This window comes from Okeania sp. SIO2B3, assembly GCF_010672525.1.
Taxonomy (GTDB): domain Bacteria; phylum Cyanobacteriota; class Cyanobacteriia; order Cyanobacteriales; family Microcoleaceae; genus Okeania.
Genome location: NZ_JAAHGH010000008.1, coordinates 345,376 through 365,265 on the forward strand (window position 1 = coordinate 345,376; position 19,890 = coordinate 365,265).

The following is a 19,890-nucleotide window of genomic DNA, read 5'->3' on the forward strand; positions in this document are numbered from 1 at the left end:
AAGTACTTAATTTTTTTTCCACTTTATTATTATGGTAGTCCTTGCTGGATATGCAGATTTGATTCAAATCTATGAGGGTACAAACTCTCAAGTGTATCGCGCCCAAAAACTTGATAATAACCAATCAGTCATCCTCAAATTCCTCAACGAAGAATATCCCACCACTGAGCAAATTAGACGTTACAAACAAGAATATCATCTTACTTGCCAGTTAGACTCTCCAAGTATTATTAAAGCATATAGCTTGGAAGAATATCAAAGAAGTTATGCGATCGCTTTAGAAGACTTTGGCGGAATTTCCCTCAAACAATGGCTTGAAGAACACCAAGAGCTTTCTGTTGAAGAATTTTTATTTCTGGCGATCGCCATTACAGAGAGTTTGGGAGAAATACACAAGCTACATATTATTCACAAAGATATTAATCCCGCTAATATCGTTTTTAATCCCGAAACTAAAGAACTAAAAATAATCGACTTTGGCATTGCTACCCAACTAAGTAGGGAAAATCCTACCCTAAAAAATCCTAACGTTTTAGAAGGTACTCTAGGTTATATTTCCCCAGAACAAACAGGTAGAATGAATAGAGGATTAGATTATCGTACAGATTTTTATTCTCTGGGGGTAACATTTTATGAAATGCTGTCGGGAAAACTGCCTTTTGAAAGTTCCGATGCTTTGGAATTAATACATTGTCATCTGGCGAAAAATCCACCAGCAATTATTAGTCAAGAAAAACCTAACCAGATAAAAATACCCCTAATAATTGCAGATATTGTGATGAAATTAATGGCCAAAAATGCCGAGGATCGTTACCAAAGTGCTGATGGGTTAAAAGCAGATTTAGAAGAATGTCGCCGACAACTAAAAGAAACAGGAAATATTAATTTCTTCACACTAGGTCAACAGGATATTTCTGATCGCTTCCAAATTCCCCAAAAACTTTATGGTAGGGAAAAAGAAATACCAACTTTACTGAAAACATTTAAGAGAGTTGTGGAAACAGGAAAAGTAGAATTGATGTTAGTGAGCGGTTATTCTGGTATTGGTAAATCATCCCTGGTGCAGGAACTTTTCAAACCGATAACCGAACGTCGGGGTTATTTTATCTCCGGCAAATTTGACCAATTTCAACGCAACATTCCTTATTCAGCAATTGTGGCAGCTTTTCGCGGGTTGATTGAGCAATTATTGGGAGAAAGTAAAGCTACGTTGCAGGTATGGCGAGAAAAATTATTGCAGGCATTAGGAAATAACGGACAAATAATCATTGATGTTATTCCCGAAGTAGAATTAATTATCGGTAAACAACCTCCTGTTACCGTATTAGGAGGCAATGAAGCACAAAATCGTTTCAACCTTGTTTTTGGTGACTTTATTAGTTGTTTCTGTGATTATGAGCATCCATTAACTCTATTCATTGATGACTTACAATGGGCAGATTTAGCAACTTTGACATTGATTGAACGGCTATTAATATCAGGAGCAACTAAATATCTTTTACTCTTAGGAGCTTACCGGGATAATGAAGTTTTGGCAAGTCATCCTTTGGCTATTTCTCTGAAAAAGTTGAAGCAAAATCAGGCTGGAATTAACAAAATTAAGTTGCAAAAATTACCTGTATATCAAATTGCCTGTCTAATTGGTGATACCTTGAAGCAAAATCCAGAAAAAGTTTGTGACTTAGCCTGGTTGGTTAGGGAAAAAACAGGAGGAAATCCTTTCTTTGTAAATGAATTTTTACAGGGATTATATAGCGAAGAATTACTAAAATTTAATCATAAATCAAGGGTTTGGGAATGGAATATAGAAGTAATAAAGGCTAGGGGCTTAACAGATAATGTTGTGGAATTTATGGTTGGTAAACTGCAAAAATTACCCAAACCAAGCCAAGAAATTTTATCTCTTGCTGCTTGTTTGGGAGCAGAATTTGACTTAAAAACTATCACTTGGGTAGGAAAAAAATCTGCCCAAGAAACTTTTGAATTATTAAAAATTTCTCTTGACCGCAACTTAATTTTACCCCAGTCCGAATTAGATGAAAATCTTCTGATTCAATCTTTTAAATTCAGTCACGACCGCATTCAACAAGCTGCTTATGCTCTAATTCCTGATGACCAAAAAAACCAGACTCATTATCAGATCGGACAAGTACTGTTACAAAAGATATCCCCAGAAACCAAAGAAGAACATATTTTTGAACTCGTCAACCAACTAAACTATGGAACAGCTTTAATTACCCAACAAACCGAGGGAGATGAATTAGCTCAACTCAACTTACTTGCTTGTCGCAAAGCTAAAGATGCCAATGCTTACGAAGCAGGTCGTGAATATGCCAATATTGGGTTGACCTTGTTGGCAGAAAATGGTTGGTCGCAAAAATACGATCTGACTTTAGAACTCTATGAATTAGCAGCGGAATTGGCTTTTCTGCGTGGTGAATTTGAGGTTATGGAAGAGCTAATTGAGATAGTCATTGCCAATACCCGCTCTTTACCAGAACAAAAGAATGTTTACCAAATTAGAATACAAGCATATAAGACCCGAAGTCTCCTAGTAGAAGCAACTGCTATTGCCAAACAATTTTTGCAGCAATTAGGTGTTACTTTTCCCGAAAAACCTACACAGGATTATATTAAAGAGTCAGTTTCCGAAGTTTACCTATTAGTTGGCGATCGAGAAATAGAAGATTTGGTTGATCTGCCAATGATGGAGAATAGAGAAAAAATTACCATTGCGGAGATGGCCAATAGCATGATCTCATCTACCTACATTTCTGGATCTCTGTTATATGCATTATTGACTTCTTTGTCAGTTAAACTATCTATTCAATATGGAAATACTGAGGCTTCCGCTTTTGCTTATGCTTTCTATGGTATTCTTGCTTGTAATGTCTTACAAGATATTGATGTTGGGGTAAAGTTTGGTCAACTAGCACTAAAGGTAGTCTCAAAACTAGATTTAAAAAGGGTAAGGCCATTGATCATAAATATTGTGATGTTCTATCTTATACATCGTAAGTCTCACATCAAAGAAACGGTCTCTCCCTTGCAAGAAGGTTATGGAATAGGTTTAGAAGTAGGAAAGTTGGAATATGGTGGCTACAATGCTCATGCCTCTTGTTTACAATCTTTTTGGTCTAATCAACCTTTGGCCGCCTTGGAAAAAATATCTCATACTTATTTTAATGGGTTAGTACAATTGAATCAATTAGTAGCAGCTAATTGGTGTCGCAGTTGTTGGCAGTCAACATTAAATTTACTCGGAATTGCTAAATATCCAACTATTTTATCTGGAAATGCAGACCAAGAAGCCGAATTTATACATCAAATGGAGTCTGGTAATGATTTTTTGGGGTTAGCAATTTTTTACTTATATAAGATGGTGCTGTGTTATCTGTTTGAAGAAATTGAATCTCTTCAAAACTATGTGGCACAAACAAAGAGGTATGTTGTTACTTCTCTAGGAATGGTGACTCAACCAGTATTTTATTTTTATGACTCTTTGATTGCTTTAGCAAGTTTGAGTCAAGCCAAAAACGAGATGCCAAATGTGATGGAACGAGTGGCAGAAAATCAAAGGGAACTGCAACAGCAATGGGCAAAGTATGCTCCAATGAATTATCAACATAAAGTAGATTTGGTGGAGGCGGAAAAATGCCGAATTTTAGGAAAAAAGGCAGAAGCAATTGAGCTATATGACAAGGCGATATCAGGAGCTAGGACTAATGAGTATATTCAAGAAGAAGCTCTGGCAAATGAACTAGCAGCAAAATTTTATCTTGACCGACAGCAGGAAAGAATTGCTTCCGTTTACATGATGGAAGCACATTACTGCTACAGTCAATGGGGAGCAGTAGCAAAAGTCAAGCACTTAGAAAAAAACTATCCTCAATTGTTAAAAATTTCCAAGAGCAAAAGGTCTGATACAACATGGGAGCAGGGTACAAGCAGTTCTAATGATACTGAATTTTTAGATTTAGCTACAGTGATTAAATCTACGACTGCCATTTCTAGTGAGATTGTTTTGGAAAAATTGCTGGCAACTTTAATGGATATTCTCATTGAAAATGCAGGAGCGCAACGAGGAATATTAATTTTGGCTCATGGGGAAGGTTTGTTTATTGAAGCAACTAAGGAAGAAGACTCAGAGGAAGTTTCGCTATTGCAGTCTATTCCTCTATCTGAATTTAAAATGGTGGCATCAAAAATTGTGTATTACGTTGCTCGGATTTCTAAAACTATTGTTTTGAACAATGCTACTCGTGAAGGGAATTTTACCGATGATGCCTACATTCAACAATATCAATGTCAGTCTATTGCCTGCACTCCTTTAATCAATCAAGGTAAACTCCAGGGTATTATTTACCTAGAAAATAACCTGACTACTGGAGCTTTTACTAAAGAACGCATGGCACTGTTACGAACTATTGCTAGTCAAGCAGCAATTTCATTAGAAAATGCCCGACTATATAATAATATTACAAAATTAAACCAGGCTTATCAGCGTTTTGTGCCAGCTCAGTTTCTCAGCTTTTTAGACAAAAATAGCATCGTGGATGTGAAACTCGGAGACCAAGTGGAGCAGGAAATGACGGTCTTATTCTCCGATATTCGGGATTTTACTACTATCTCCGAAAAGATGACCCCAGCAGAAAACTTTGCTTTTATTAACGAATATCTTGGTTATATGGAACCTCAAATTCAAGCTCATGGTGGGTTTATTGATAAATATATTGGTGATGCGATTATGGCTTTATTTCCTAATTCTGCTGATGATGCACTGCGAGGAGCGATCGCCATGCTGGAGGAGTTGAAAATATACAATTCATATCGACAACAAAATAATTTATTACCCTTGCGTATTGGTATTGGTTTGCATACGGGCAGGTTGATTTTAGGCACTGTGGGCGGGTTTGGACGTATGGATGGAACTGTTATCGGGGATGCGGTGAATCTCTCCTCGCGAGTGGAAGGGTTAACAAAAACTTATGGAGTTTCACTTTTAATTACTGATAAAACTTGGCAAAATTTAAATAATTCTTTGGCATACGACCTCAGATTTATTGACAAGGTGAGAGCTAAAGGAAAAGCTAAAGCGGTTAGTTTATTTGAAGTTTTTTCTGCCGATCAGCTAGAATTACGAAATGTCAAAATCGCGACGAAAGAGAAGTTTGAAAGGGCAGTTTTGTTATATCATCAGGGGTTGTTTCTAGAAGCGGCAGCTCTATTTCAAGAATGCTTAGAATATGGTGAGGGCGATCGAGCTGTTTGTTGTTATCTCGAACGTTGCCACCATCTTGAAGAAGGCAGAAGGTTTAATAATGGATAATTGATAATTGATAATTACCTCTCCCTAAAAGATAAAGCCATGTCATCCGCCAAGAAATAAATTTCTAGGATCAAAGCAGAAGTCATCTAAAGATGACTGATGATTAAAGATAGCTCAGGACTTACGCAAAGGCACTATTTATAGGGTATAGTAACTATTGGACAATAGTTTTGACCAGTATATATAGCGTATCTGCGTAAGTCCTAATAGCTAATTTATTATGGCTAATTAATGAGACTTGATATCAGGCGTTGGTAAAGCGCGTGTATGATATTGATCTTAATTACTGAGGAGTCAGGAGTCAGGAGTCATATCATGTTCGGTTGAATACTTATAAATAACTGAGCGAGGAGTCAGGAGTCAGTCCTCAGGAGTCAGGAGGGAAGAAAGGAGAAAAATCAAGATAATTTAAGTATTTCAAGATAATTTAAGTATTTATTCGGTACTGTCAGTTCTAAAATTTTATTTATAACTGACCCGTCCGAACATGATATCAGGAGGGAAGAAAGAGGAATAGAAGGAGAAAGTTTTTTCATCGGGTAAAGGTCACGGAGTTCTATAAAGCTTTTATCCGGACATGATATCATACCTCAAATTACCAACGCCGAATATCAATAATTAACCTTCTTCCTTCTTCCTTCTTCCTTCCTCCTTCTTCCTGAGAATATCAATAATTAACCTTTCTCCTTCCACCTTCTTCCTTCCAGCTTCTTCCTTCTTCCTTCTTCCTTCTTCTTTCTGTGATAGTTCCTTCTAGTAACAACAAACGCGAGGGTTGAAGACAAACCTGCCAAGGAAAAGAACGATTTTTAATTTCACGCCATTTTTCCTTAAATACTTCTGCTTGTAGATGGTAGTCAAAGGCATTTTTTGCAGGTTGATATAATTTTAAGTACAAAGTGACTCGATGTTGAGTTTCACTAATAGCTGCTAACCAACAAGGAAAAGTATTAGGTTTGTTTGACTCCTCACTAAAAGTAATCTGGTGAGCACGAATGCCAACATAAGAAAAAGATTCTGGAATAGGTTCGATGATATCAAGACTGCATCCCCACTCAATAGCTTCTATTTTTCGGTTGTCAATTATTACTGCTTGAGAAAAATTCTTACAACCAGTTAACTGAGCAACTCTTACACTGGTAGAATATTCAAAAATGTCATGTTTGAGGCCGTGAGTCAGAATAACTCCGTCATCGACAACCAAAAGATTTTGACAAATACGGTAAGCTTCCTCTAGGTTGTGAGTTACTAATAAAGTCACCCCTTGATAATTTTCTAGGGTGGCAATAACCAATGTTTCAATCTGATGGCGTAGGTGGGTATCTAATGCGGAAAAGGCTTCATCTAACAACAAAGCATCGGGTTGACTTGCTAATGCTCGTGCTAAAGCTACCCGTTGTTGCTGACCCCCAGAAAGTTCTCCTGGATATCGTTTGCCATATCCTGGTAACTGCACTGCGGATAGATAAGCTTCCACTTGTTGTTTAATTTCTGTGGATGATAGACCTTTGGGCAAACCAAAAGCAATATTTTGCGCCACAGTCATGTGGGGGAAGAGAGCATAATTTTGAAATAGATAACCAATACGGCGATCGCGACTGGGCAAATTAATTTTCTGTTGCGAATCAAATAATACTCGCCCATTTAAAACAATTCGTCCTCTTGTGGGAGTTTCTAAACCAGCAACGCAACGTAAAATCATACTTTTACCAGCACCAGACCCTCCTAATAACCCCAATGGTTTGTTATTAGCATTGAAACAAACATCCAAGAGAAACCCAGGCAATTTTTTCTGGATATCTACTAATAGACTTTGTGAGTTTGTGCGGGAGTTTAGTCTCAAGGGTTGTGTTTTGACTACGGGTACAGAACGCACATCTATAATTTGCTTTTCTGTTTTTTTTGCTCTACGTTTTTTAATTTTAGATTCTGACCAATAGTTGACACCAGTTATTACTCCTAAAGATATGGCTAAAATTACTAACACCCAGGCAAACGCTTCATTCATATTCCCACTTTCGGAAGCGAAGAAAATAGCTATCGGAATAGTTTCTGTTTTCCCAGGAATGCTACCTGCCAACATTAAAGTAGCGCCAAATTCACCGAGCGACCGGGCAAAAGCTAATAATGTCCCGGCAATAATTCCTGGTTTTGCCAAGGGTAACAAAATTCGCCAAAATACAGTCCATTCCGAAGCACCTAAAGTTCTAGCACAAGCAAGGAGACTGGTATCAATTTGAGTAAAAGCTGCTAGTGATGTTCTGTACATCAGGGGGAATGAGACAACGGTGGCTGCAATTACAGTGGCAGGCCAAGTGAAAATCAATGTTATCCCCATGGATGAGAGTAGTTGACCAAGGGGGCCGTTTCTACCAAATAATAATAGTAATAAAAAACCTGTTACGGTTGGGGGTAATACTAGAGGAGATGTGAAAATGGCGTCAATTATACCTTTGCCTTTACCGCGATATCCGAGCATCCAACGTGCTGCTGCTATACCGAGGAAAAAGGTAATAACTGTAGTGACTGCTGCAGTTTTAAAAGAAATCCAAGCAGGAAATAGGTCAAAGTTCATTGTTAATGCTGAAGAAGGTTTTAGGTTTTAGGTTTTAGGTTAATTATTTCGTGGTAGATAAAATAATGGTTGGGAACTAGGAAAGACAATCTGAAGTTGAGGTTATTCTGTTTCAGAACTTTAATACACCTCTCCAAAAATAGTAATTTTATCAGGGTAATATAAAGGTTTCAGAATCTGGCGTTGCTGAATTGAAGTATGAATACGCGATTGTTTGGTTCTCGCCTTCGCCCCCGCGCATCCCCATTCAACAAAAAGCGCAGCATCCTCTGGCTTTCCCCCGATCCTGCGGGGGACGGGAGGGGGATTAATCAAGGGGGACTTTTAGAATTTTATTCCCCCCGCGCATTGGGGGGCTAGGGGGGCTTGCATCATACCCAGAATCAGCAACGCCCAGAATCTTTTCTAGAGATGTCTAATATCATGTCCGGAAATTAGTGATCAAAAAACTTTCTCCTTCTCTTCTCCCCTCCACGGTCGGGGTTAGGGGTGGGTTGACTCCTGAGGACTCCGTCATTTATTTTTGTTCAACCGGACATGATATAAGTGGCTATCCATAATTACTTTATATTTTTATATTTTCTATCTTTTTTCCTGTCATAAACTGTTTTGTTGACTACAAGATAGAGAAATATTTGATTTCTTGAGGGAAAAAAATAGGAACTTTCCTTCAAAGGTTCCTAGATAAAAATTTATTTATTACCAACGCTCAAAATTATGATATAATTAGCGAAATTTATTAAGCTGTTGTGTACCTCGTTAAAGGAAAAACCTGATTACTTCTGACTTCTGACTTGCGCGTAGCACTATATCAGCAATCTAGGCGATCGGCAAGGACTTCAGCAATAGTATATCGGGATGTGCTTGCAAATACTGGGTTGGTTTTCTGGTAGTAAGGGAGAGCAATTAAAGCAACCGAAAGTGCCCAACCACGACCTCGCGCTCAGGTGGCATCATCTACTGATAATGCTGTGCGAAATACAGCTCGACTTTCGGTTAAAATTCTGTCTCCTGTCTCCTGTCTCCTGACTCCTTCTTCTAATAATTTTTGTTTAGTGTCATAAAACCATATTTTTCAAACACAGTTTTTGCCTCTGGAGTAAACATAAATTCTTCTAATTGTTTAGCCACTTCAATATTTTTACTATCTTTAATTACTGCAATGGGATAAACTACTGGTGTATGAGAATCATCAGGTGCATTAGCAACAATTTTTACTGCGTTTGAAGCGTTAGTATCTGTGCGATAAACAATGCCAGCATCAACATTTCCTGTGGCGACATAATTAAGGACTTGACGCACATTTTTAGCAAAAACTATTTTGGGTTCAACAGTCTCATAAATACCTAAAGAGGTTAGGACTTCTTGGGCATATTTTCCTGCGGGAGAGCTTTCTGGTTCGCCAATAGATATGTTTTTAATAGTGTCTTTTGTTAAGTCTTGAAATGTGTTAACTGCAGCGGTATTTTCTTTAGGAACTATTAACACCATTTGATTTTTCAGGAGTTCGCGACGGCTTTCTTCTATTATTAAACCTTTTTCTTGCAAAATATTAATATGGGAAGGAGATGCGGAGATAAATAAATCTACTGGCGCTCCTTGTTCAATTTGTTGTCGCAGAGAACCGGAAGAAGATAAGTTTAAAGTTAAAGAAGTATTGGTATTTTTTTGTTCATAAATAGGTTTAATTTCTTCCATTGCATCTTTGAGGCTAGTTGCTGCTGAAACTGTTAAATTTATTGTTGAGGCGGTAGACTCAGAAGATGAATTATCCCTAGTTTGGCTACAACTAATTGTTAATAAACAAGAAAGTATTGCCATACAAATTAAGACCAGAATCCGATTTTTTTTCATACCTATTACTCCAATTTTTAATTTTCATCAAAATTGTTAATATTGTAGAGGTTTTTTGTTAATTTTGTCGGAGTAAATCAATTCAGATGTGGATATAGACATGAAAATTAGCGCTCTTATGGTAGGGGTTAACGGCCGTCAACCCCTACACCGCTGTTAACCACTACAAAGGGTGTATAATTTCGTCTTTTGTATAAGTCCTTTCAACAATGAATAATGAATAATGAATAATGAATAATTACCTCTCCTTGAAAGAAGAGGATTGACTAATAATGAAAATTTTTCTTTATTATCCCCTTAAAAGGGGAGGCTTTAAACCACAATTTTTCGGTAAATAAAATTATAGGCAAGAAAAATTATTTTTATTCCCGACTCCCGACTCTCTGCTGCATATAAATTACCCTCCTATAATCTTAAATAAAAACTACAGGAGGGCAAAATATCAGATAATTTACCGAATAATTAATTATTAATTATTAATAATTAAATAATTCTGGTTTAAAGCTTCCCCTTTTAAGGAGAAAAAAGCAGTCGTTAGCGGAACTTCCCGAAGGGTGGGATGGCGAAGTCTCCTCGCCATATCCAATAGACCAAGAGAAGAAATAATATTTCCTGATATTCAATTCCGTAACGGTTTTAACCAGAGATAATTATCAATTATCCATTATCAATTATCAATTAATGAACAGTGGTATTACACCAAATAAGCTTCTTGGTGAGTTTTGATAACGCAATCAGATTTTGGTTTGGCAACACATAATAATATCCACCCTTTTTCTTCCTGCTCGTCATCTAAGAAGTTTTGATCCTCTTGATCGACTTTTCCTTCTACTATTCTTGCAGCACAGCTAGAGCAAGACCCGGCGCGACAAGAAGAAGGAAATTCTAGATCGGAATATTCTTCTTCTACCACATCAAGGATATATTGATCATCATCAACTTCGATAGTAACATCGATTTCTGGGGGTTGTTTTTTCTTGCCTTTGATTAGCTGTACTTTATAAGTAGCCATTAATTAAGATCCTCCTTTTTTTAGTTGTTCTTTCGTCTCAAAAGACTTTGTTAAAATAGCAGTCAGCAGTCAGCGGTCAGCCATTAGCTTTCAAGGCGTATGATGGTTGTGTACTACCTCCATCAACCCACACCACGGTCTTTTTCAAATATAGTGGAGGACTGAAACACGCCGATTTTAGCTGATAGCTGATAGCTGATAGCTAGTTAACTACAAGGTACTCCTGTTGGGGTGCATCCTCCTGCTTGGAAAGACTTTCCGCAACTACAAGTTTCTGTGGCGTTGGGATTAATAAACTTTAAGCCGCTTTCAGTTAAACCCTCAATGTAGTCAACTACAACTCCTTCTAGTAAAGGCGCACTTTTTGGGTCAATAAAAATCTGCAAGTTATCTTTGTGTAGCAGCAAGTCATCTGCTTTGGGAGCATTGGCAATATTTAAGGCATACTCATAACCACTGCAACCACCATCCACAACAGAAATGCGGATGCCTTGATTTGATTCCTTCAGGAACTTGGTAAGTTGAGAAGCTGCTTTTTCTGTTAAACTTATAGTCATAATTTTGAAGAAAAATAATTTAGACTTACCGATAATTACCCAGATAGGCGACATCCGCCTGTTGTCTGGCCTCAGCAATGGACTTAGGAAATTACTGGAACGGTGCGATCGCGCTTTACAGAACTGTCTGAGAATAAGCTAGTAGAAGAATTGCACCCTGAGTTTTGAAATTTCAGTTTCAGTTTCAGCGCGAAAGCATATTGTATAAATATCACCTTTTCTCAGAATTTCCTATTTATAGGCTAAACCAAAGATTTAACTATAAACTGTTCGCAGTGATAACTTCTGTGGTTAATTTTTTACCTTTTCCTATGAGTCAGCTTTTAATTCTCTGCTGAGGGAACCACAAACTGGACAGTCTGGGTCATGGTAAGGGCGAAGTTTAGAGAATTCCATGGCATCCAAATCCATTGTCAGCAGTTGTGACCACAGGGGTTTACTAAATCCTGTAATTTGTTTGATTGCTTCTGAAGCTGCTAGACAAGCTAGTGTTCCAGAAACTACACCCAAGACTCCAAACCCACGTCGGTCCCATTCTGGCTTTTCTGGGAATAGACAAGACAAACAGGGAGTTTTACCAGGAACTATGGTAGTTAAATAAGCTTCCATGCTATTCATAGCAGCTTCCACCATTGGTTTGCGCCAACGTACACAGGCAGCATTCAGTAAATTCCGTTCGTCAAAGTTGTGAGCGCAGTCGAGAGCAATATCTGCTGACTGTACTAATGTGTCTGCATTTTCAGCAGTGACATATTCAGGTACAGCTTCAATTTCAACATCTGGGTTAATGGCAGATAGAGTTTCTTTAGCTTTGTCTACTCGCAGCTTACCCACCCAATCATCTGTCATCAAGATTTGACGATTCATGTCATCAAGTCGTAGTTCCCCACCTCGGACTAAAATCAGCTTCCCGACACCTGCTACTGCTAAATACAGTGCTACTGTGCCACCCAACCCACCAACTCCATTTACTACTGCTGTAGTTGATTTGAGTCGTTGTTGTGCTTCTTCACCAAAACCTGGAAGCATCATTTGGCGACTATAACGTTCTAATTCTTTGGGTGTGAGGTCGAACAAATTTTTTTGCTCCTTACTCAGCAGTAATTTCTGTTAATTTAACTACATCTTTATGTTCTTGTTGAAATACTGGAAATACTTTTTGTTCTTGAGCGCTAGATGTTAAGAAAGTTTGATAAGCTGACTCTAATGCTGTTTTATATGCTGTCAATTTTTCAGCTTCTGCTAGTCCTGTTTTTCCGTCAACTTCTGCAATTGCTCCAGAAAACATTTTTAATATATGGAGGCGATTTACGTTGACTGCTGTTTGGTCGTAGGGAATGTCAAAAAAGCTGAGGAAGTCTTCTGCATCTACGAGCTTTTGGAAATCTGTTAATGTCTTCATTATGATGAACCCTAAATTAATTCAGTAGTAGCTATTTCTATTTTGTATTATAGGCACAAATCTTTTTTTTGCGTCTACTTTCAATTTTTTTTAATATTTTTGCGCAAAAAAAAATACTCTTATTTTGGGGAGAGAGGTTGTTAGATATTTACAAAATATAATCTAACTTAACCCCTCTGAATTTTCAGAAAAAATTACTGCTTAGAGTTTACAAACTTCCTTATATTTTTTCACCAATTCAATCCCTGCTTGAGCCATTTTTTCTCCTTCATCTTCTAATTTTTCCAGAGAAGTAAACCCAAAACGTTGAGCATCCCGTAAAGTTCTAGAAACTACCAAAAGACGACCACAAAATACAAGTGCCCAACCAAATCCTTCATGGTTGATACTAATAACTACTTGCATAATTTGATTGGTTTCTAATTCAATGCAAGTTGCTATTGCATTGTAGAATAATTTAATCCGAGCTAAAGTCATCGGATTAACTTCTTCTTCTGTGGAAATTTGGCGTTTTTCTTGCTTACTAACAATATAAGGCTTGATAATTAATTCAGGAGACCAAGACTTATATACTCCATAAGAATCTTGAGCTTGAACTGCTCTAATTAATTCCTTAATAAAAGGAGCGGAATAAATGTCAGTTGTTGTTGTTGTTGTTTCTGTTTGAACAGTCATAGTTTTACACCTCTTCAAGTACAGCTTCTAAGTCAGATTCAGAAGTTTTTTGTAAAGCTTTTCTGAGCCAGGGGGGAGGACTACCTTTTAATGTTTCTACTAATCTGTCCAGAAGATCGGTAATTTTGTCTTCTGGAGATTTGGATTTCATAGGGGTCACTTTTTTGTTGATTAAACGACCTGCTGCTGGACCACCAATTTCTAGTACATAAACTATTGTACAGTCGAGCAAAGCTTCAACTTTAGCGTGTAGTTTATCTAGTTTTTCTTGTTTGCTAGCATCTTGATTGAGATTACCACTAAAAACAAGTGGCTCTAGAGTTTCGTATCCTTTGTCATCAACTTCATATAAAGCCATTTGTTTAGAAGAACCAAAATGACCATCTATATGAACAAAATCACTTGTTGCAAATGCAACTTTCATCGTTGTTTTCCTCCTTGTTGTATGTAGCAAAAACTAATAGTAAATCACCATTAGTTCTTGATAACAAACTTGTTTTGAAGCGCTTCATAAACCTGGTTTTTCTCTGAAATTTGGTGATATTAATTATCAGGTTCAAAAACCCGGTTTATTGTTATTTTTTATTTATACAGCGCTTTTCAGATTGATAAACCACATGGTCATAACGAAAACCTTGTAAGGGCGTTAGCGGAGCTTTGCGTTAGCAAATGCCATTCGCCCCTACTGTGGTCTACTGAAATGAAAACCGCTGTAATGTAGAGCTTGCCGATTAATAATCAAAGCTTTTACAGATAGAACTTCTAGCTTTTTTAGGTATCAAAAAGTCTGAGTTTTTAGGTTGCTTAGGTTCAAAAATTTAGCATTTTGAGCAGAATAATTACAGAAAAATCAAGGGAATATTCTTCCAACTACTTCCTCTATAATTGCCATTTCTCCTGACTTCCCTTCCCCTCCTGGGAGGGGTTAGGGGTGGGTTGGGAGGGGGAGGGGCGAGGGGTGGGTTGACTTCTGACTCCTGACTCCTAACTTATTGACAATAATGAATAATCATTGGTATGAATTTTCGATTCTTCTTGCTCTAAGAAAATATTACCAATGTCAAATAATAAATTCATTGTACCACGATAACCCACATAACAACGTTGACCATTACCGAGGCGATCGTGAATTGGCATTCCCATCCGATATAGCTCGATACCTAATTTCTCAGATATTAGCTTACCATGAGAGTTGGTAATCAACAAATCTGAACCTGATGCTACTTCTTCCAAGTCTCCCAAGTCACCAATTATCACATTCTCTGTGGGCAGCTTTTCCAATAAAGGCGATCGCGTAGTTGTTACGGCAGCTTTAATATCTGCTCCCATTTCTCGTAAAAACCAACTTGTTGCCCAAAGTAAATCTGGTTCCAGAGCAATAGAAATCTGCTTATGACCAAAATAGAAGTGGGTATCCAGCATCGCATCTTGTAACTGCCGACGTTGGCGTTGGTATTTTGCAGGCACTTCACAACCTTTATCTAAGTGGGGGTCAGTACGAGAAACAATTAGTTGAGACAATTTTAAGATGAAACTGTCTACAGCACCCAAACCTGTCAACCGAGGGAACACTTGATATTGAGTGCCAAATTTTTCTTCTAATATCTGAGCAGCATTCCGCAAACTTTCCCCAATAGCAAAAGTGAAAGCTGAATGACGTAAATTACGCAACTCCTCTACTGTAGTACCGCCAGAACTGGTGGAACTATAAATATCATCAATTAAATGTCCGTCCAAAGATTGAGATAAGTCCGGTACAACTATGGGAATTAAGCCAAAACCTTCTACAATATCTTTGACTTCCTGCACATCTCCAGGGGCAAGACAAGAACCTGCTAAAATTGTAATGAAAGGTTTTTTAGCTTCTGTGGGAATAGGTTCGCCATAATCATAAGCTACTATACGTTCTACCGTAGCAGCAAAACCATCCTGAGCGGACCCCTTATAATCTGGACTAGAAACATTTAATATAGGCAATTCATCTAACTCTGGATGGTCTTCCCTAAATTTCTTGAGAATACGCTCTATATCATCGCCCCTGGTTTCCGTTAAACCAGTAGTCAACAAACCAATAACTTCTGGTTTTGACTTTTCCACCTGAGTCAAAAGCGCCTTATCAACGTTATCCTCCCCTCCCAAAATAGTTGTCACTTCACTCATAGCAGTAGTAGATAAAGGTACAGCTTCCTGGAAGTGATTAACCAACAATACCTTGGCAAAAGCAGTACAACCTTGAGTTCCGTGGAACAGTGGCATCATCCCCTTAATTCCCAAGTAAGCTAAAGCAGCACCCAAAGGTTGACTGAGTTTCAGAGGATTTGTGGATAATGATTTTTTCGGAAAATTGACTGTTGCAGGGGGAATATTAGTCAGACTTGGTAAAGTTTCTACTGCCAAAACATCATCTATCTGACATTCTTCTAACCAAGGTACAGGTTGTCGCACTTGTTCCCAAACTGGACTATGGAGTGCTTCATCTAATTCCTTTGCCATTTCGATCGTGCCATGATATCCAGCATAAGGATGATGACGTTCTTGGTTAATGTGCAAAAACGGAATTCTCGCTTTGAGGGCGGTATATTGGTTACGACCTCCTGCGATGAGCATATCAGCTTTTGTGTCAGCAATGACTTTCAGCAGAATTTCAGCATTCCCCTTTTCTAACAAAATACCATCTTTGCCCAATAATTCTTTGATTTTTGCTTTGTCTTCTTCAGTACTTTTCTTAGTGCTAGTGGCGACCACATCCATCCCTAAATCTTGAGCCGCCGAAATAATAGACCAACTTTTAACCCCACCCGTGTAAAGTACAACTCTTTTACCTTTCAAACGTTGACGATAGGGTTCTAATATTTCTTGGAGAACTGCTGTTTCTTCGGCAATGAGTTTTTCCGTGCGTTCTTGCAGGTCAGCATCACCAATTTTGGCAGCAATATTTCTGAGGCAGTTGTTAATATCAGCAACACCATAAAAAGATTCTTCAATGTAAGGAATGCCGTATTTCTCCTCCATTTTCCGTGCCATATTGATCATAGCTTTGGAGCAGATCATCACGTTGAGTTTGGCACGGTGGGCGTAACAAATTTCTTTGTAGGTAGCATCTCCGGTGATTTTTGACAATACCCTAATGCCAAGTTTTTCAAACAGGGGTAGCATTGCCCACATTTCACCCGCAATATTATATTCGCCGATGAGGTTAATATCGTAGGGTGTGGTAAATTCTGGTTCGGAAGTACCAACTACATGGTCTAATAATGCTTCAGCACTAACTCGGTTGCCTAAATTTTTACTACCGATGAAACCAGGGGAGTTGACGGGAATGACCGGAAGTTCTAATTTTTTGGTAGCGACTTTACAAACTGTTTCCAAGTCATCTCCAATTAAGGAAGTCACGCAAGTAGCGTAGACAAATACCGCTGGAGGTTGGTAGCGTTTTTTGAGTTCGGCGATCGCCTTAAGTAATTTTTTCTCACCACCCATGATAATGTCATTTTCACCCATGTCAGTGGTGAAACCCATTTTGTAGAGATGAGCTTCAGAGGAAAGACTACCACGAGTTCCCCAGGAGTTACCAGAACAACCAAGAGGCCCATGAACTAAGTGAGCTGCATCTGTAATAGGGACTAGGGCAATACTAGCTCCATCAAAAGCGCAACCTCCCTGAGCTGCTCCAGGAGTTGCTTGTTGTTGACAGCCTTTTTGTTTTTTATCTCCGTTTTTGTGTTTGTGGTTGTGTTCGCAACCTGGCTCATTCATCAGTTCGGCAACTTTGCCTGGGGTCATCATAGCCATGTTATTAATTCTCTATTTTTATGTACTACTTTGGAGCGGGGATATAGTATTTAATATTATGATTACAAATTTTTATTATTAGTTTTGTATAGAAGTTATCATTTTTTAGGTTGAGTTGCGCTCACACAGATTATGGCACGGATGTACAGATGAGGTGAGTTCGGTAGGGTGTATTACCGTTTGCGCAGCATTTTGTACCGAAAGCGTAACGTACCGAAATATTTGTTGGGGATAGTGTCAGTCCAGTAGGGTGTTTTAGCAAAGCGTAACGCACCGAAATATTTGTTGGGGATAGTTAGCGTTTGCGCAGCATTCCGCACCGAAAGCGTAACGCACCGAAATATTTGTTGGGATGGCGGTGCGTTACATTTCATTAACGCACCCTACAAGATGGCTGCTTAAGAAGAACAAATTTTTATTATTGATGATTTTATATAGTGAGTATATCAAGATAATGTTTTTGACATCCTCTCCGGCCTAAAGGCACGGAGATTCCTACTGAGCCGTAGCTCTTCGGCGGGTTGACGCTTCTTAGGCTGCTGCTACTTTGACAGTAGTCTTATGCTTGCCTCCACGTCCGCGCACGAGTTTCCGTTAGCGTAGCTCCTCCGGAGGAGGCGTGCCCCCCGGCAACTGTTAGTACTGTAGCATATATTCAATTTACTTGCAAATAAAAAGTCGCCCGCTTATGGGCGAGGCTTTAAACCCAATTTTTCGGTAAGTGTCGAACTTGTTTTTGGGTTGCGCTAGCGCTTAACCCAACCTACCAATCTTCGGTGGTAGTTTAGGCTGTGTATACAGTTGGTTTCATTTTAGCTAAGGCTTTAATTTCTTGTTCGGATTTAAGTAGTAATTCTGCTAAGTTTAAGTCTTTATATTTATTACCTAATTCTTCACTACAAACTATTGTGTGTTCTTGAGAAATATCTAGAATGTCTTTTGGGTCTTGCTCGTACTCCATTGCCCATATTGATTAATCACACCTTCTGTAAGAGGACTTCGTTCTCTATGACGTTCAAATAGCTTTTTAATGCTTTTTAATATAGAAGGTCTATCATAACTTACCCCTAATGATCTGTCAAACCAATTGTAGGGGCAAACTGCCATTTGCCCCTACAAAAACTATATGGTTAATATGGATTAACGAATCAAGTCAAAAGATGTATCGTTAACACCTAATTCCATGCTACCACGGTCTAACTCATCGAGGATAGTATTAACGATCCAGTTGAGTAGATTGAATGCGCCCTTATATCCTAAGATAGAATAACGGTGCTGGTGGTGGCGATCGAAGATAGGATAGCCGATACGTACTAATGGAGTACCAGTATCACGTTGGAGGAACTTACCATAAGAGTTACCAATCAACAAATCAACTGGCTCAGTATCCAACAGTGAACGTAGGTGCCATAAGTCCTTACCGATCCAAACAGTAGCTTCTTGACCGTTAGGATCATTAGCTAACAATTCCTTAGCTTCTTCTTCAAAACCAGCAACGTTACCATTAGTCACAACAACGTGAACTGGCTGCATACCTAACTCTAGAGTGAAGTTCAACAAGCCCAATACATGGTCAGGATCGCCGTAGATAGCGATGCGCTTGCCGTGTAACCAAGCTTGAGAGTCAGTAATAGCATCAACTGCACGACCACGCTCAATTTCTAGCTCTTCAGGAATAGCCTTACCAGTCAATTCAGACAACGCCATTAAGAACTCATCAGTACCACGGATACCAATAGGACGATATGTAGCTGTAGTTTGACCGCCTTTTTCTTCTAGGTACTCTAGAGTCTTAGGAGTGGAATATTTCTGGAAGGAGATAGTAGCCTTAGCATTGATAGAATCAGCACCTTCTTCTAGAGTTGTACCACCATTGTACATCTTGAATTCACCCAAGTTAGGAGAATCAAAGCTCTCAGCATTGTCAGCTAAAATAGTGCTAGGAACATCCATTAAAGATAGAATGTCCTTCAAATCCCGGATGTTACCAATGTAAGGGTCAAAACCAGGGATGAAGTTGATTTTACCATTATCGGTTTCTGCCTTCTTACCTTCAGTTAGAGCTACCAGAATACCCTTGAGCATATTGTCATAGCCTGTGATATGAGAACCAACAAAGCTAGGAGTGTGAGCAAAAGGAACTGGGAAATCTTCAGGAACTGCACCTTGCTGCTTGGAGGTAGTGATGAATGAACCTAAGTCATCTCCAATTACCTCTGCCATGCAAGTAGTACAAAGAGCAATCATTTTTGGCTTGTACAAAGCATAAGAGTTTGCCAAACCATCAGTCATGTTCTTGAGACCACCAAATACCGCAGCATCTTCAGTCATAGAAGAGGAAACTGCTTGGAATGGCTCTTTGTAGTTACGAGTTAAGTGAGAACGGAAGTAAGCAACACATCCTTGAGAACCATGTACAAAAGGTAGAGTTCCTTCAAAACCTGCTGCTGCAAAGATAGCACCTAAAGGCTGACAAGCTTTAGCAGGGTTGATAGTTAGAGCTTCACGAGCAAAGTTCTTTTCGCGATATTCCCAAGTCTTTGTCCACTCACTAACTTTTTTTATTTCTTCCTTGGAAGGACCGCCTTCAAATTCTCTCTTCCGCTCGAACATTTCTTGGTATTCTGGTTCTTGGAAAAGTTGAAAGTGATCTTTGATTTTGTCTACATTCTGACTCATGGTGTTTATTCCTCT

The 19,890-nt window shown here is 38.6% G+C and carries 12 protein-coding genes; 1 reads left to right on the top strand and 11 read right to left on the bottom strand.

Annotated features, from left to right (window positions below):
* Positions 1 to 31 precede the first annotated feature (31 nt).
* A complete protein-coding gene (locus tag F6K15_RS10690) occupies positions 32 to 5,329 on the top strand; it encodes an AAA family ATPase (protein WP_293060571.1) in 5,298 nt (1,765 codons plus the stop codon).
* 667 nt (positions 5,330 to 5,996) lie between these two features.
* On the opposite strand, the gene modB is transcribed toward F6K15_RS10690, so the two are convergent.
* From modB to nifK, 11 genes are all read right to left on the bottom strand, one after another.
* A complete protein-coding gene (modB, locus tag F6K15_RS10695) occupies positions 5,997 to 7,904 on the bottom strand; it encodes a molybdate ABC transporter permease subunit (RefSeq protein ID WP_293060573.1) in 1,908 nt (635 codons plus the stop codon).
* Between the two features lie 1,038 nt (positions 7,905 to 8,942).
* Positions 8,943 to 9,758, bottom strand: coding sequence for a molybdate ABC transporter substrate-binding protein (modA, locus tag F6K15_RS10700; RefSeq protein WP_293060575.1), 816 nt, complete (start codon positions 9,756 to 9,758; stop codon positions 8,943 to 8,945).
* A gap of 694 nt (positions 9,759 to 10,452) precedes the next feature.
* Positions 10,453 to 10,770 carry a 2Fe-2S iron-sulfur cluster-binding protein gene (locus F6K15_RS10705; RefSeq protein ID WP_293060577.1) on the bottom strand — a complete coding sequence of 106 codons (318 nt, stop codon included), beginning with the start codon at positions 10,768 to 10,770 and terminating at the stop codon, positions 10,453 to 10,455.
* Positions 10,771 to 10,976: 206 nt separating this feature from the next.
* Positions 10,977 to 11,327, bottom strand: coding sequence for an iron-sulfur cluster assembly accessory protein (locus F6K15_RS10710; RefSeq protein WP_293060579.1), 351 nt, complete (start codon positions 11,325 to 11,327; stop codon positions 10,977 to 10,979).
* Positions 11,328 to 11,636: 309 nt separating this feature from the next.
* The gene (locus tag F6K15_RS10715; protein WP_293060581.1) at positions 11,637 to 12,404 is read right to left on the bottom strand and encodes a HesA/MoeB/ThiF family protein; all 768 of its coding nucleotides are present in this window, start codon (positions 12,402 to 12,404) and stop codon (positions 11,637 to 11,639) included.
* Between the two features lie 13 nt (positions 12,405 to 12,417).
* Positions 12,418 to 12,729 (bottom strand): nitrogenase-stabilizing/protective protein NifW, encoded by a 312-nt coding sequence (gene nifW / locus F6K15_RS10720; protein WP_293060583.1) that lies wholly within the window; start codon positions 12,727 to 12,729, stop codon positions 12,418 to 12,420.
* A gap of 201 nt (positions 12,730 to 12,930) precedes the next feature.
* Positions 12,931 to 13,404: a NifX-associated nitrogen fixation protein gene (locus tag F6K15_RS10725; RefSeq protein WP_293060585.1), complete on the bottom strand. Its 474-nt coding sequence runs from the start codon at positions 13,402 to 13,404 to the stop codon at positions 12,931 to 12,933.
* A gap of 4 nt (positions 13,405 to 13,408) precedes the next feature.
* Positions 13,409 to 13,828: a nitrogen fixation protein NifX gene (gene nifX / locus F6K15_RS10730; RefSeq protein WP_293060587.1), complete on the bottom strand. Its 420-nt coding sequence runs from the start codon at positions 13,826 to 13,828 to the stop codon at positions 13,409 to 13,411.
* Between the two features lie 560 nt (positions 13,829 to 14,388).
* Positions 14,389 to 17,196, bottom strand: coding sequence for a bifunctional nitrogenase iron-molybdenum cofactor biosynthesis protein NifEN (locus F6K15_RS10735; RefSeq protein ID WP_293060589.1), 2,808 nt, complete (start codon positions 17,194 to 17,196; stop codon positions 14,389 to 14,391).
* Between the two features lie 784 nt (positions 17,197 to 17,980).
* Positions 17,981 to 18,157: a hypothetical protein gene (locus F6K15_RS10740; RefSeq protein WP_293060591.1), complete on the bottom strand. Its 177-nt coding sequence runs from the start codon at positions 18,155 to 18,157 to the stop codon at positions 17,981 to 17,983.
* A 179-nt stretch (positions 18,158 to 18,336) separates the two neighbouring features.
* A complete protein-coding gene (gene nifK, locus F6K15_RS10745) occupies positions 18,337 to 19,875 on the bottom strand; it encodes a nitrogenase molybdenum-iron protein subunit beta (protein ID WP_293060593.1) in 1,539 nt (512 codons plus the stop codon).
* Positions 19,876 to 19,890 lie beyond the last annotated feature (15 nt).